This is a genomic window from Azospirillum largimobile, assembly GCF_977007025.2.
Window position 1 is genome coordinate 1632725 of record NZ_CDRMUA020000001.1, and the last position, 14657, is coordinate 1647381.

Sequence of the window (14657 nt, forward strand, 5' to 3'; positions counted from 1 at the left end):
CAACCGCTCTGGAGGCGCCAACGGATTCCGCTACCGGACGCCGCTACCCGACGGTTGCCGGCCGCCTCGGGCCGGCCAGACACAGCAGCAGCGCTCCCAACAGCAACCCGGCGGACAACCCGCCGGCATGGGCGCCCCATCCGACTTCCGCCAGCGGAGAGCCGGCGGCCGGCGGCATCAGCGTCATCGCCGCATTGAGCAGCGCGAAAACGACGATCGCTCCCTGCACGAGCCGCCGGGGAAGGCGCCGCGACAGCAGCCCGAAGCGCGGGCGCATCCACAGGAAGGCACCCATCAGCGCGCAGATCGCTCCGCTCGCCCCGATCAGCGGCGCCATCCGGTCTGCCGCCAGCAGCCCCTCGGTCAGCGCCGCCGCCACGGTGCCGGCGAAGAACAGCAGCAGAAAGCGCAGATGCCCGGCTTCGCGCTCCACCACGTCGCCCAGCAGCAAAAGCACCGCCATGTTGGACGTCAGGTGCGTCAGGTCGCCATGGATCAGCACATGCCCGAACAGTCCGCGCCATAAGGCGGCGGTGGGCAGCGGCCCGGCCAGTTCGACCGTCCCGAAGAAATAGGCGGGGACGAAGGCGAAGGACTCCGGCGGAAGCCGCAGCACGAAGGCGAGGACGCATACCAGGATGATGGTGCGGTTGGCGTAGGGCGGCAGTGGCGCGGCGACGACCGGCCGTTTCCCGCCACCCCTGCCCCGCCCCTGCCGATCCCCCTGCCGGTCCAGAGCCAGCGCCATTCCCCGCCTCCGCCCGTCGGTCACGCCATCCCGGCCCGCCAGGCGCTGCCGCGGCGATCGGCCTCACCCCAATGTAGGAAGGGGTATTGTGGAAGAACAGGCGTTTTCCGCGAAATCAGGCTTGTTCCTATACCGGTCGTACGGATTGGAGCGGTGCCCTCCCGCTGTCACAGTGGCTCTACCATCCGGCGAGGAACCCTCCGCCGGACAAGGACAACCGGGGAAGAAACGACCATGAACGAACGACAGGATACCGGCAGCATGACGGTGGAACGCCAGGGCCGCGTCATGGTGCTGACCATGAGCGACGCCGGCACCCGCAACGCGCTCGGCCTGCGGATGATGGCCGCCGGCCGCGATGCGCTGGACGAGGCGACGCACGATCCCAACATCGGCGCCATCGTGCTGACGGGGGCCGGCGGCGCCTTCAGCTCGGGCGGGCACCTCAACAACCTCTATCACCACGGCAGCCGCTCGCGGTCGGAGAACCGGGATGGGATCGAGCGTTTCCACGGCTGGGTCCGCGCCATGCGCGAATGCCCCAAGCCGATTGTCGCCGCGGTGGAGGGACCGGCCGCCGGCGCCGGTTTCTCGCTGGCGCTGGCCTGCGACCTGATCGTCGCGGCGGAGGACGCGCAGTTCCTGACCGCCTACGTCAAGGTCGGGTTGACGGCGGACGGCGGCGCCTCAGCCTCGCTGGCCCGCGCGCTGCCGCCGCAGCTCTATGCGGAACTGATGCTGACCGGCGGCCCGGTGGATGCCGCCCGCCTGCATGCGGCCGGCGTCGTCAACCGCGTCACGGCACCGGGACAGGCGCTGTCGGATGCGGTCGCCTGGGCAAAGACCATCGCCGAGGGCCCGAGCGGCGCCATGGGCCGCGCCAAGAAGCTGATGGAACTGGCCTATGGCAGCTTCGCCACCCAGCTCGCCCGCGAAAGCGACCTGTTCGTCGAAGCCCTGCACCATGGCGAAGCGAAGGAGGGCATCACCGCCTTCTTCGAAAAGCGCCCGCCGGTGTTCCACAAGCGCTGACAAGGAGCCGGCAGGCCGGGGCTGTCACCGGAGCAGGGGCAGCGGAGCAGGATCAGCGGACCAGGACGTGCGCCGCCTCCTTGGTCCGTTCGACCGCTCCGGCCACCTGACTGACCGCCGTGGAGATCGCCGCGATGTTGGAGGTCACCGTCGCCACGGCGGCCGACGCCGTCTGCATGTTGGCCGACATGTTCTGGGTGACGGCGCTCTGCTCCTCGACTGCCGAGGCGGTGCCGGTCACATGCTCCCGCACGACGGCCACCGCCTCGCGGATGGCGTTCAGCGCGCTGGCGACTTCGGTCGAGGTCGACTGGATGCCCTCGATCTCCGCCGAGATCTGCTCGGTCGCCTTGCCGGCCTGATTGGCGAGGTTCTTCACCTCCGACGCCACGACGGCGAAGCCCTTGCCGGCCTCTCCGGCGCGGGCCGCTTCGATGGTGGCGTTCAGCGCAAGCAGGTTGATCTGGCCGGCGATGGAGTTGATCAGCCCGACGATACCGTTCATCGCCTGGGCGGCGGCGGCCAACCGGTCGGTGCTTTCCCCCACCGCGACGGTGCGGTCGAAGGCGCCGTCCGTTGCGGCGCGGGCGCGGGTCATGCTCTGCGAAATCTCGCCGATCGAGGCGACGAGCTCCTCTGCGCTGGCGGCCACCGCCTGGACGCTGGCGGACGTCGAACCGGCGGCGGCATTGGCGGAGCCCGCCTCGCCCAGCGACAGGTGAAGCGCCTGATCGACCTCGCCGAAGTTCTTGTCGATCATCACCTTCAGATTGTTCAGGAGGGCGATCTGGGCGGTGATGTCCACCGCGAACTTCACGACCTTCGTCACCTTACCCTTATCGTCGAAGATCGGGTTGTAGGCGCCTTCGATCCACACCGGATTGCCGGACTTGCCGATGCGCTTGTATTGCGCAGCCTGGAATTCGCCGCGGCGAAGCGTATCCCAGAAGCGGGCATAGTCGGCGCTGTTGCGCTGGGCCGGTTCGACGAACATGCTGTGATGCTTGCCGATCACCTCATCCCGGCGATAGCCCATCACCTTCAGGAAATTGTCGTTGGCCTTGGTGATGGTGCCGTCCGTGGTGAACTCGATCACCGCCTGCGACCGGCTGATCGCCGCCATCTGCGCCGCATAGTCGAGATTCTCCAGCCGCTCCTTGGCGTCTGCCCATTCGACGACGAAGCCGATGCGCTGCCCGTTTTCCGTCAACGGGGTGACCAGCAGGTCGAACTGATGGCCGCCAACCTTGATGGTGGCGTTGTACGGCTTCGTTAGGGTGGCGAGCAACCGGCGCTGGTGGTCGGGATTCTTGTGGAACACGTCGATGTTGCTGCCAACCAGACGACTCACGTCCAACCGGGGCAAATCCTTGCGGAGGTCGCCCTCCGCTTCGCGCAGCAGAGAGACCACGGCGGGATTGACGTGGACGATGGTCAGATCATTGTCGGCCACCATCACCTTCGCCCGCAGAGCATCGAGCGCCGACAACTTCCGCGCCAGCGCCTGGTTGATTTTCCCCCGTCCGAACATCGCCCACCCCCCAGTCCATAATCCGTGGCCAATGATACATACCAATGGTCACGGTTCTATTGGGGAAACTCCGGCATACGTCGCTATTCCGAAATGATCACAAACCACTGATTTGACCGGATTCCATTATTGTTGATTGAGAACGCCCTTCATCGCGACACGCCTTGATGGAGGACCGTCGTCTCAAACGGGCGCCAACGGACCGAAACTTTATTACTTGCGGATAGTGTTTCATTGCCTTGAGCAGCAACGCAGCCACGCGACACCCCGCCGCAATTGATACAAGCGTAGGTTCCACATGGTGTTGCCGGGCCGGCAGGGATGTGTCCCGGCCGGCGATCCGAAAGGAGGGAAGAGTTCAAGGAGGCAGAAGGACGGCTCGGCCCTACCCGCCGGATTGTGTCAGCGGCGGCACGCACTCTTCGCAAGAGATCTTTCCGGGCATGGAGTCGCCATACGTTCGCATGTTGATGCCCCGCATGGATCGGTTGTATGATCTCCAAGCATGACACAACCGCGCCGCCCCTTGTCCGATGCCGAACGGCTCGACTGGATCCGCCTCATTCGCACCGAGAATGTGGGACCGATCACCTTTCATCGCCTGCTGGAGCAGTTCGGCAGTGCCCGTGCGGCGCTGGACGCCCTACCGGACTTGGCGCGGCGCGGCGGGCGGACCAAACCGCTGCGCGTCGCCTCCAAGGCGGAGGCGGAGCGGGAGATGCAGGCGAACCGCCGCTTCGGCGCCCGCCTGATCTGCTCTTGCGAACCCGACTACCCGGAACCGCTGGCCGCGGTCGACGACGCGCCGTCGGTGGTGTCGGTGGCGGGTCACGCCCATCTGCTGAAGCGGCGCGCGGTCGCCATCGTGGGCGCTCGCAACGCCTCGCTGAACGCCAAGAAATTCGCCGAGTCGCTGGCGCGGGAGCTTGGCGCGGCCGGACTGCTGGTCGTTTCCGGCCTTGCCCGCGGCATCGACACCGCCGCCCATGCCGGGTCGATCGCCAGCGGCACCGCCGCGGTGCTGGCGGGCGGCATCGACGTCGTCTATCCGCCTGAGAACGAGGGACTCTACCGCGACATCGTGGCACAGGGCGTGGTGGTGGCGGAAAGCGCCATCGGCACCCAGCCGCAGGCGCGTCACTTCCCCCGCCGCAACCGCCTGATCTCCGGCCTGTCGCTGGGTGTGCTGGTGGTGGAGGCGGCGTTGCGCTCCGGCTCGCTCATCACCGCGCGGATGGCGCTGGAACAGGGGCGGGAGGTGATGGCGGTCCCCGGCTCCCCGCTCGACCCGCGCTGCCACGGCGCCAACAATCTGCTGCGCCAGGGGGCGACGCTGGTGGAACGGGCCGACGACGTGCTGCGCGCCATCGAAAACCTGCGGCCGCCGACGCTGGCGGAACGGCCGCGAGACCTGTTCAGCGCCGCCGGACTGGTCCCCGGCCCCACCACGGAACCGGACGAATCCGACCTTGCAAAGGCACGCGCCCTGGTGCTGGAAAACCTCGGCCCCTCGCCCGTCACCATTGACGAACTCGTCCGCGGGTGCCAATTGTCCGCTCCGGTGGTGCTGACCGTGGTTCTGGAACTTGAGCTTGCCGGCCGAGTCCAGCGTCTTCCCGGTCATCAGGTCTCTCTCGCCTGATCGGCATCGCCGTGGTTTGGGTGGGCATACGCGAAGGGCTGGTTTCTTGCCGGGCAGCAACGTCGTCATCGTCGAATCGCCGGCCAAGGCGAAGACCATCAACAAGTATCTGGGCGACGACTATACCGTCATCGCCAGCTTCGGCCATGTCCGCGACCTTCCGGCGCGGGACGGCTCGGTGCGCCCGGATGAAGACTTCGCGATGGAATGGGAGCTGGGCGACCGCTCCAAGCGCCACATCGACGAGATCGCCAAGGCGGTGAAGTCGGCCGACCGCGTCTATCTCGCAACCGACCCGGATCGCGAGGGAGAGGCCATCGCCTGGCACCTGTCCGAACTGCTGCGCGAAAAGCACCTGACCGACAATCGCGACGTCCAGCGCATCACCTTCAACGAGATCACCAAGAGCGCGGTGCAGGCCGCCATCGCCAACCCGCGCGACGTGTCGCGCGAACTGGTCGACGCCTATCTGGCGCGCCGGGCGCTGGACTATCTGGTCGGCTTCACCCTGTCGCCGGTGCTGTGGCGCAAGTTGCCGGGCTCCAAATCGGCCGGCCGCGTGCAGTCGGTTGCACTGCGCCTGATCTGCGAGCGCGAGTCGGAGATCGAGGTCTTCAAGCCGCAGGAATATTGGTCGATCGCGGTCGGCTTCACCACGCCGGCCGGGGCCTCCTTCACCGCGTCGCTGACCCAGCTGGACGGCAAGCGGCTCGACAAGTTCGGCCTGCCCAACCGCGAGGCCGCGGAAGCCGCTGTGGCGAAGATCCGCCCGCAGGCCTTCGCCGTCTCGACGGTCGAGCGCAAGCAGAGCCGCCGCAACCCGTCGCCGCCCTTCACCACCTCCACCTTGCAGCAGGAGGCCTCGCGCAAGCTGGGCTTCGGCGCCACCCGCACCATGCGGACCGCGCAGAAGCTGTATGAGGGCGTGGACATCGGCGGCGAGACGGTCGGCCTCATCACCTATATGCGAACCGACGGCGTCAGCCTGTCGCAGGAGGCCATCGACGGCGCCCGCAGCCTGATCGGCTCCCAGTATGGCGAGCGCTACGTCCCGGCCCAGCCGCGCGTCTACAAGACCGCCGCCAAGAACGCCCAGGAGGCCCACGAGGCCATCCGGCCGACCGACCTGCAGCGCCGTCCCGATTCGGTTGCCGGCTATCTGGAACAGGATGAACTGCGCCTCTATGAGCTGATCTGGAAGCGCACGCTGGCCAGCCAGATGGAAAGCGCCGTGCTGGACCAGGTTGCGGTGGACATCGCCGGCCCCTCGAAGGACGTGGTGCTGCGTGCCACCGGCTCCATCGTCGTGTTCGACGGCTTCCTGAAGGTCTATCAGGAGGACCGCGACGACGCGGCCGAGGACGACCAGCAGGAACGCCGCCTGCCCGCCATGGACCAGGGCGACGCCCTGGCCCGCGGCGACATCAATCCGGAACAGCATTTCACCCAGCCGCCGCCGCGCTATTCCGAAGCCAGCCTCGTCAAGAAGCTGGAGGAGCTGGGGATCGGCCGGCCGTCGACCTATGCCTCGATCCTCCAGGTTCTGCAGGACCGCAACTACGTCCGGCTGGACAAGCGGCGCTTCATCCCGGAAGACCGCGGCCGGCTGGTCACCGCCTTCCTGGAGAATTTCTTCCACCGCTATGTGGAGTACAACTTCACGGCGGAGCTGGAGAACCAGCTGGACGAGATCTCCGACGGCAAGATCGATTGGAAGACCGTCCTGCGCGACTTCTGGACCGCCTTCGACGTGGCGGTGAACGGCACCAAGGATCTGACGATCACCCAGGTGCTGACCACGCTCGACAACGAACTCGGCGCGCACTTCTTCCCCGCCGCCACCGAGGACGGTCATGATCCGCGCGTCTGCCCGGTCTGCCGCGAGGGCCGGCTGGGGCTGAAACTGGGCAAGATGGGCGCCTTCATCGGCTGCTCGCGCTATCCGGAATGCCGCTACACCCGGCCGCTGGCCGTCGCCAACGACGAGAACGGCGAGGCGCAGGAAGGACCGCGCGAGCTGGGCAACGATCCTGAGACCGGCCTGCCGGTGACGGTGCGCCGCGGCCCCTACGGCGCCTACATCCAGCTGGGCCCGGCGCCCACCGCGGCGGTCGCTCCGCCGGAAGAGCCGGCTGCCGAAGAGCCCGCTGCCGACGGCAAGAAGCCGAAGGCGAAGAAAAAGAAGAAGGACGAGGCGCCGAAGCCCAAGCGGGTGTCGCTGCCCAAGGGCATGGCTGCGGCGGACGTCGATCTCGACACCGCGCTGAAGCTTCTGGCCCTGCCGCGCACCATCGGCAACCACCCGGAGACGGGCGAGGAGATCAGCGCCGGCATCGGCCGTTTCGGTCCCTACCTGAAGCATGGCAGCGTCTACAAGTCGCTGACGCCCGATGACGACGTTCTGACCATCGGCATCAACCGCGCCGTCGATCTGCTGGCCGGTGCGGCCAAGAAGGCGTCGGCGCCGGCCAAGACGTTGGGCGATCACCCGAAGACCGGCAAGCCGATCACCATGGGCTCCGGCCGGTTCGGCCCCTATGTGAAGCACGCCAGCGTCTATGCCTCGATCCCGAAGGGGACCGAGCCGGACAGCGTCACGCTGGAACAGGCGCTGGAACTGATCGACGCCAAGGTCGCCAAGGACGCCGCCAAGAAGGGCAAGGCCCCGAAGGAAGCCGAACCGGCCAAGGCCGAAGGCACAGACGCGGAAAAGCCCGCCAAGGCGAAGGCGCCTGCGAAGAAGCCCGCCGCCAAGAAGGCGACCAAGGCCAAGGCCGCCAAGGACGCACCGGCGGAAGCCGCCGCACCGAAGAAGAAGACCGCCAAGGCATCCTGACCGAACGAACGGCGGCGTATGGCGGGGACTGAGCAATGGCGACCATCCGTGAAGCCCTGCTTGCCGCCCTCGACCATCACGGCTCCGGTCGGCTGGATGCCGCGGCGACGCTTTACAGCCGCATCATCGAGGCGGATCACGGCCAAGCGGATGCCCATCATCTGCTCGGCGTCGCGCTGACGCAGATGGGGCGCGCAACGGATGCCGTCGCGTCCTTCCGGACGGCGATCCGTCTCGCGCCGGAGCAGGCCACCTACCGGTCGAACGCCGGGAATGCCCTGAAGGCGCTCGGGCGGAACGACGAAGCCCAGGTTTGCTACCGCATGGCCCTTGCCCTGGAACCCGATCATCCGGATGCACTGGGCAATCTCGCCGCCATGATCGCCGACCCGGCCGGGGCGCTGGTCATCGCCCGCCGCAGCGGCCGTCTCGATCCGTTTAAGGAGGAGACGCTGTTCAACTGCGGCGTTCTCCAGCGCCGGCTTGGACGCGAGGGCGAGGCGCTGGACAGCTTTCGCGCCTGCCTACTGCTTTCGCCGGCGCATGCCGCAACCCTTCATGCGGCAGCCGAACTGCTGGAAGCGGATCGGCCGGCCGAGGCGGCCGCCCTGTTCCTGCGGGTCGCCCGTCTGGTTCCGGACTCCTTCGGGTCGATCCTTCGCGCCGCGGCGGCTCTCTCGCGATCCGGCGCGGTGGACGGCGCCATCGCCCTCCTCGACAGGTTGGTCCGCAAGGTTCCGGATCTGGCGGAAGCCCACTTCAACCGCGCCAGCCTTCATCACGAATCGGGCAGCCTGGAGGCTGCGTCCGCAGGCTACCGCCAGGCCCTCGCGCTGACGCCGGGCGATGCCGAGGCATGGTACAGCCTCGCGTCCGTCGAGAAGGACCGGCACCGGATGGATACGGCAACCGCGGGATACCGCCGGGCGCTGGCCGTCGAGCCTTCCTTCCAGGCAGCCCAACTCGATCTGCGCCTTGTGCTTGGCAGGCAATTTCCCGCCTGGCATTTCACCATGCTGGCGGATCAGGCACGCAATGCCGCCTATCAGCGGGCGATCGACTCAGCTGTGAAGCCCGGCATGATCGTCCTGGAGATCGGCACCGGTGCGGGCCTGCTCGCCCTGATGGCTGCCCGGGCCGGCGCCGCCCATGTCTACAGCTGCGAACTGTCGCGACCGCTGGCGGAGCTTGCGAGGGGAATCGTGTCCGACAACGGCTTGTCGGACCGGATCACCATCATCAACAAGCGATCGTCGGAACTGCGCGTCGGAATCGATCTTCCCGAACCGGCCGATCTGCTGATCTCCGAAATCCTCGACGCCGGACTGCTGGGCGAGGGTGCCGCGGCAAGCGTGGCCAAGGCCGCACGCGCGCTGGTGAAGCCCAATGCCGTAATCCTGCCGCGAGGCGCGGTCATCAAGGCGATGCCGATCGAATGCCCCGGCTTGCGAAGCGCAAACCCGGTCGGCACCATCGCCGGATTCGACCTGTCGCGGCTGGAGGCGTATCGCAACCCCTCCTACATGGTGCTGGCGTTGAACGATCTGCCGCACCGGCCGCTGGGGCCGCCGACCGATGTCTGCTGGATCGATCTGCGCAATCCACCCGCGCATGGTCCGGTCGGGTCCGTCCGCCTGCCGATCGCCGCCGACGGTGCCTTGCACGCCATCGCCTTCTGGTTCGAACTGCACATCGACGACCACACGATGCTGTCCACCGCTCCCGGTTCGGAGTCGCGCCATTGGCAGCAGGCTTTGCAATTCTTGACGATCGACCGGCGGTTCCGGGCTGGCGACATGGTCGAGGCCCGCCTGAGCTACATCGCCGGACGGCTTCACTTCTCGGTCTGACCATCCCTGCCGCATAGGCCGGACGTCTGTCCGCACCGTGTCGCTCGAAGATATTCCCTATTAATACAGTAGTTTTTTGAGCGGTTATAGCAAAATTACCCGTTGAATTCCTTCTCCACCTGTCGTCTCATTGTCCCTGCCCTGCAGGTTACCCGTGTCGCCCGCAGGCCCGGCGCGTTAAGCTGCCGGCGGTGCGCAACCAAAGGAATACGGGAGGACAACGACCATGAGCGCCGCGGTTTCCACACACGATCCCCATGCCCCTCTGGTCCTGCGCGAGGACCGTGATGGGGTCGCCACGCTGACGCTGAACCGGCCGAAGGCGCGCAACGCCCTGTCGGTGGGGCTGATGGCGGCGTTGCAGGACGCGCTGGATGCCATTCATGAGGACCGCTCCGTGCGCGCCGTGGTTCTGGCCGGGGCCGGCGGCGCCTTCTGCGCCGGGCATGACCTGAAGGAGATGCGCGCCGCCCCGTCGCGCGAGCTGTACGAGGCGCTGTTCACCCAGTGCTCCCGCCTGATGCTGACGATCAACCGCGTCCGCCAGCCGGTGATCGCCAAGGTCCGCGGGGTGGCAACCGCCGCCGGCTGCCAGCTGGTGGCCACCTGCGACCTCGCCTATTGCGAGGAGGAGGCGCGCTTCGCCACGCCGGGCGTGAATATCGGGCTGTTCTGCTCGACGCCGATGGTGGCGCTGACCCGCGCGGTCGGACGCAAGGCGGCAATGGAGATGCTGCTGCTGGGCGACCTGATCGACGCGGAAGAGGCGGAGCGCATCGGCCTCGTCAACCGCGCGGTGCCGACCGACCAGCTGGACGAGATGGTGGACAGCGTCGCGGCGAAGATCGCGTCCAAATCGCCGCTGACCCTCGCCACCGGCAAGGAGGCCTTCTACCGCCAGATTGATCTGGATGCGGAGGGCGCCTACGCCTATGCGGCCAAGGTGATGACCGAGAACATGATGGCGCAGGATGCCGCCGAGGGCATCGACGCCTTCCTGGGCAAGCGCACGCCGGTCTGGTGCGGCCGATGACCGATCCCAAGACGGGCGGGCAAAAGATCACGGAGCCCGCCGACTACACCGACGCCTTCCTGCGCGGCATCCTGGACAGCGCCAAGAGCATCGCCGTGGTGGGCGCCAGCGCCGACTCGGTGAAGGCCAGCTTCTTCGTGATGAAGTACCTGCGCGACAAGGGCTATCAGGTCATCCCGGTCAACCCGAAGATGGCGGGCCAGACCATTCTCGGCCTGCCCGTCAACGCCAGCCTTCAGGATCTGCCGGAGCCGCCGGACATGGTCGACGTCTTCCGCAACTCCGCCGCCGCCGGCGGGGTGACGGACGAGGCGATCGCCGCCGGGGCCAAGGTGGTTTGGATGCAGCTGGGCGTCCGCAACGACGAGGCGGCGGCGCGGGCACAGGCCGCCGGACTGACCGTGGTGATGGACCGCTGCCCGAAGATGGAAATCCAGCGCCTGTACGGCGAGATCGGCCGGATCGGGGTCAATTCCAACGTGCTGGTGACGCGCCGCATGGCGCCGACGAAATCGTTCAAAAAGCTGATCTGAAAATTTGGGGGAATCACGCAGATGACTGAGCAGAAGAGCTTCGGCTTCGAGACCCGCGCCATCCATGCCGGCGCCGCTCCCGACCCGGCGACGGGCGCGCGGCAGACGCCGATCTACCAGACCACCAGCTTCGTCTTCGAGAATGTCGACGACGCCGCCTCGCTGTTCAACCTGCAGAAGGTCGGCTTCATCTATTCCCGCCTGACCAACCCGACGGTTGCGGTCCTGGAAGAGCGGCTGGCGAACCTGGAAGGCGGCGCCGGCGCCACCGCGACCTCGTCCGGCCATGCGGCGCAGCTGCTGGCGCTGTTCCCGCTGATGGCGCCCGGCGACCACATCGTCGCGTCGAAGAAGCTCTATGGCGGTTCGCTGAACCAGCTCGGCATCAGCTTCCCGCGCGCCTTCGGCTGGCAGCCGAGCTTCGTCGACACCGACACCGTCGACACCGTCAAGGCGGCGCTGACCGAAAAGACCAAGGCGATCTTCGTCGAAAGCCTCGCCAACCCCGGCGGCGTGGTGACGGACATCGAGGCCATCGCGAAGATCGCCGACGAGGCCGGCATCCCGCTGATCGTCGACAACACGCTGGCCACCCCCTACCTGATCAACCCGATCCAGTGGGGCGCCACGCTGGTGGTGCATTCCACCACCAAGTTCCTGTCCGGCAACGGCACCTCGGTCGGCGGCGTGGTGGTGGACAGCGGCAAGTTCGACTGGAGCAAGTCCGGCAAGTTCCCGGCGCTGAGCGAACCCGACCCCGGCTATCACGGCCTGCGCTTCCACGAGACCTTTGGCCATCTGGCCTTCACCATTCACGGCCATGCCGTCGGCCTGCGTGACCTGGGGCCGAGCCAGGCGCCGATGAACGCCTTCCTGACGCTGAACGGCATCGAGACCCTGCCCTTGCGCATGCAGCGCCATGCCGACAGCGCGCTGAAGGTGGCGCAGTTCCTGGAAAGCCACCCGGCGGTGGGCTGGGTCAGCTATGCCGGGCTGGAATCGTCGAAGTATCGCCCCCTGGCGCAGAAGTACCTGCCGCGCGGCGCCGGTGCGGTGCTGACCTTCGGCGTCAAGGGCGGCTTCGAGGCCGGCGTGAAGGTGGTGGAGAGCGTGGAGCTGTTCAGCCACCTCGCCAACATCGGCGATGCCCGGTCGCTGATCATCCACCCGTCCTCGACCACCCACCGCCAGCTGTCGGCGGAGGCCCAGGCCTCGGCCGGCGCCGGCCCCGACGTGCTCCGCCTGTCCATTGGGCTGGAGACGCCGGAGGACATCATCGCCGACCTCGACCAGGCGCTGAACAAGACGCTGGGGTAAGGCCCCTCAATCCGGCGGCGGATCACTCCGCCGCCGGCAGCGGCTCCGCCACCGGTTCGGCCTTGCGACGGTCGTCGGGCAACAGCAGGGCGGCGGCGAAGGCCAGGGCGGCCAGCGCCGACAGGGTCAGGTAGAGCATGGTGAACTCGCCTGTGCGCTCGTAGACCCAGGCGACCAGTTGAACCGCCAGCGGGCCCGCGCCGAAGGACAGGATGTATTTGGCGCCGAAGGCCAGCCCGCGGTGCTTGTCCGGGGTGTAGCGGGCCAGCAGCATGTTCTCCGCCGGGATCTGCGTCTGCGAGGCGATGACCACGAAAGCGGCGGCGGCCACCAGCGGCAGGTCTGCCAGGACGGACACCGCGGCCATCATCGGAATCTGGACCAGCAGGCAGAGCATATAGACCCGCTTCAGCGAATGGCGGTCGGCCAGCACGCCGCCGATCATCTGCGGCAGGGCCGCGATCAGATAGACCGCCGTCACCAGCCCGCCGACCCCAAGCGTTCCGCTGCCGAGCCAGCCGCCCAGCCGCGCCTCGAACAGCTTGGGCAGCACGACCTGCATGGCGTTGAAGATCAGCCCGGCGCAGACCATGGTCAGCGACAGCACGAAGAAGGCGCGCACCACGTCGCCGCGCGATGGCTTGGGCTGCGGCTTCACGTCGGCGTGACGGTCCTGGACGATGCCGCTCATGATCAGCAGGGCCAGGGCGGCACCCATCACGAGGCAGATGGCGCCGGGGATGATGAAGGCCATGCGCCAGTTCAGCCATTCCGTCAGGCTGCCGGCGACGATGGCGGCGGTGGCGACCCCGAAGGTGCCGAACAGGCCGAGCCAGCCCATCGCCTTGCCGCGATTCTCGGCATTCGCCATCATCCAGGCCATGCCGACGGGGTGGTAGATCGACGCCCCCAGCCCCAGCAGGGCCAGCGACCACATCAGCATCTCCGGACCGTCCGACAGCCCGGCCATCACCGCCCCGCCTCCGGTCATCAGGTAGAAGACCGCCATCATGCCGGCCGAACTCCAGCGGTCGCCCAGCCAGCCGGCCAGCGGCGCCCCCAGCCCGATCATGAAGGCGCCCAGCGTCCACAGCCGGATCAGTTCGTCATAGGAGAGCTTCCATTCGGTTTCCAGCGCCAGCACGATGGTGAGGAACAGGGCCGACACGATGTGCATCAGCGTATGCCCGACCCAGGCGAAGCCGACCGACAGACGGGCCGAGGTCGGCGACGGCAGGGCGGCGCTGGCGGATGGATGACTCATCGAACGTCTCCGGCCCCGGATTTGTCCTCGCGGGGGAATGTTTCACGGGCAAGCGAAGAGCAAAGCTGGCACGGGATGGTTGAACCGTCCAATGCACCCGCCTCATGGCGGGCATGCTGCCTGATTTCGAGCGCTGGTTTCGTCCGGCGACTGCAGGCGGCGAATAGCCCGATGTGCTAACTTGCCATATGTGGCTTCACCACATCGCAGGGACGACCTATATTGAAGCATGCACAAAGCCGCGCTCCTCGTATCCCGCAAGACCGTCTACGACGACGGAAGCATTGTCCAGGTGCGGGTCTGGTCGGTCGCGGTTCCGGTGCCGCCCTCGGAACACCGGTACAAATACAGCCTGTTCTACGGCAAGGACGGCGAGCGGATCGTCGGATACGACAATGAGAAAGGCAACGGCGACCACAAACACATCCGGGACCGGGAACTTCCGGTTCGGTTCGAAACCATCGAGCAGTTAATCGACCAGTTCTTCACCGACGTTGCCGCGGTTAGAGAGGGAAGATCATGACCACGCTTCAGATCCACATCGGTGTCGATCTCCAGGCCGAAGCGGCTGCGATCAAGGATGCGCTCCGCCGTCATGAGGCCGGAGAGACCATTAGGGAACACCACATCACCTTCGAGTCTTTCGAGGGAATGGCCAGGATCCTGACGCCGAAACGGCTCGAAATCCTCCGTTACCTGCACCGTACGCCGACCGCCAGCATCCGGGCGCTGGCCGGGGCGCTGGGCCGCGATTACCGCAACGTCCATATGGACGTGACCGCATTGGTCGAGGCCGGTCTGATCGACGACCAAGACGGATTGCGGGTCGACTATGACGATGTCGAGATGAAAATGGCTCTCTAGATCGGGA

General features: G+C 67.0%; 12 protein-coding genes. 9 read left to right on the top strand and 3 right to left on the bottom strand.

The annotated features are described in order from the left end of the window. Nucleotides 1-43 precede the first annotated feature (43 nt). Nucleotides 44-748, bottom strand: coding sequence for a rhomboid family intramembrane serine protease (locus tag ACWPKK_RS07580; RefSeq protein WP_452002434.1), 705 nt, complete (start codon nucleotides 746-748; stop codon nucleotides 44-46). Nucleotides 749-982: 234 nt separating this feature from the next. Between ACWPKK_RS07580 and ACWPKK_RS07585 the strand changes: the two genes are divergently transcribed. Further along, the gene (locus tag ACWPKK_RS07585) at nucleotides 983-1780 is read left to right on the top strand and encodes an oxepin-CoA hydrolase, alternative type (protein WP_452002437.1); all 798 of its coding nucleotides are present in this window, start codon (nucleotides 983-985) and stop codon (nucleotides 1778-1780) included. 52 nt (nucleotides 1781-1832) lie between these two features. Here ACWPKK_RS07585 and ACWPKK_RS07590 read toward each other — a convergent pair whose 3' ends face one another. Further along, the gene (locus tag ACWPKK_RS07590; RefSeq protein WP_452002440.1) at nucleotides 1833-3311 is read right to left on the bottom strand and encodes a methyl-accepting chemotaxis protein; all 1479 of its coding nucleotides are present in this window, start codon (nucleotides 3309-3311) and stop codon (nucleotides 1833-1835) included. 505 nt (nucleotides 3312-3816) lie between these two features. On the opposite strand from ACWPKK_RS07590, the gene dprA reads away from it, so the two are divergent. The 6 genes from dprA (at nucleotide 3817) to ACWPKK_RS07620 (ending at nucleotide 12522) form a co-directional block, all read left to right on the top strand. Beyond that, entirely contained in the window at nucleotides 3817-4953 is a 1137-nt protein-coding gene (gene dprA, locus ACWPKK_RS07595; RefSeq protein WP_452002443.1) for a DNA-processing protein DprA, read from the top strand. Nucleotides 4954-4999: 46 nt separating this feature from the next. Continuing rightward, a complete protein-coding gene (gene topA, locus ACWPKK_RS07600) occupies nucleotides 5000-7789 on the top strand; it encodes a type I DNA topoisomerase (protein WP_452002446.1) in 2790 nt (929 codons plus the stop codon). A 35-nt stretch (nucleotides 7790-7824) separates the two neighbouring features. Then, complete coding sequence (locus ACWPKK_RS07605) at nucleotides 7825-9639, top strand: tetratricopeptide repeat protein (protein ID WP_452002448.1); 1815 nt, start codon at nucleotides 7825-7827, stop codon at nucleotides 9637-9639. 226 nt (nucleotides 9640-9865) lie between these two features. Beyond that, nucleotides 9866-10672, top strand: a complete 807-nt coding sequence (locus ACWPKK_RS07610) for an enoyl-CoA hydratase (protein ID WP_452002451.1) — start codon at nucleotides 9866-9868, stop codon at nucleotides 10670-10672. Next, entirely contained in the window at nucleotides 10669-11205 is a 537-nt protein-coding gene (locus tag ACWPKK_RS07615; RefSeq protein ID WP_452002454.1) for a CoA-binding protein, read from the top strand. Before ACWPKK_RS07610 ends, ACWPKK_RS07615 begins: the two co-directional genes overlap by 4 nt. Nucleotides 11206-11226: 21 nt before the next feature. Then, nucleotides 11227-12522 (top strand): O-acetylhomoserine aminocarboxypropyltransferase, encoded by a 1296-nt coding sequence (locus ACWPKK_RS07620; RefSeq protein ID WP_452002457.1) that lies wholly within the window; start codon nucleotides 11227-11229, stop codon nucleotides 12520-12522. A 22-nt stretch (nucleotides 12523-12544) separates the two neighbouring features. Here the strand turns inward: ACWPKK_RS07620 and ACWPKK_RS07625 are convergent, their stop codons facing one another. Then, nucleotides 12545-13786, bottom strand: coding sequence for an MFS transporter (locus ACWPKK_RS07625; protein ID WP_452002458.1), 1242 nt, complete (start codon nucleotides 13784-13786; stop codon nucleotides 12545-12547). Between the two features lie 229 nt (nucleotides 13787-14015). Between ACWPKK_RS07625 and ACWPKK_RS07630 the strand changes: the two genes are divergently transcribed. Next, nucleotides 14016-14309 carry a toxin-antitoxin system TumE family protein gene (locus tag ACWPKK_RS07630; RefSeq protein ID WP_452002460.1) on the top strand — a complete coding sequence of 98 codons (294 nt, stop codon included), beginning with the start codon at nucleotides 14016-14018 and terminating at the stop codon, nucleotides 14307-14309. After that, complete coding sequence (locus ACWPKK_RS07635) at nucleotides 14306-14650, top strand: HVO_A0114 family putative DNA-binding protein (protein ID WP_324866330.1); 345 nt, start codon at nucleotides 14306-14308, stop codon at nucleotides 14648-14650. The genes ACWPKK_RS07630 and ACWPKK_RS07635 overlap by 4 nt, the downstream gene beginning before the upstream one ends. The last annotated feature ends 7 nt before the right edge of the window (nucleotides 14651-14657 follow it).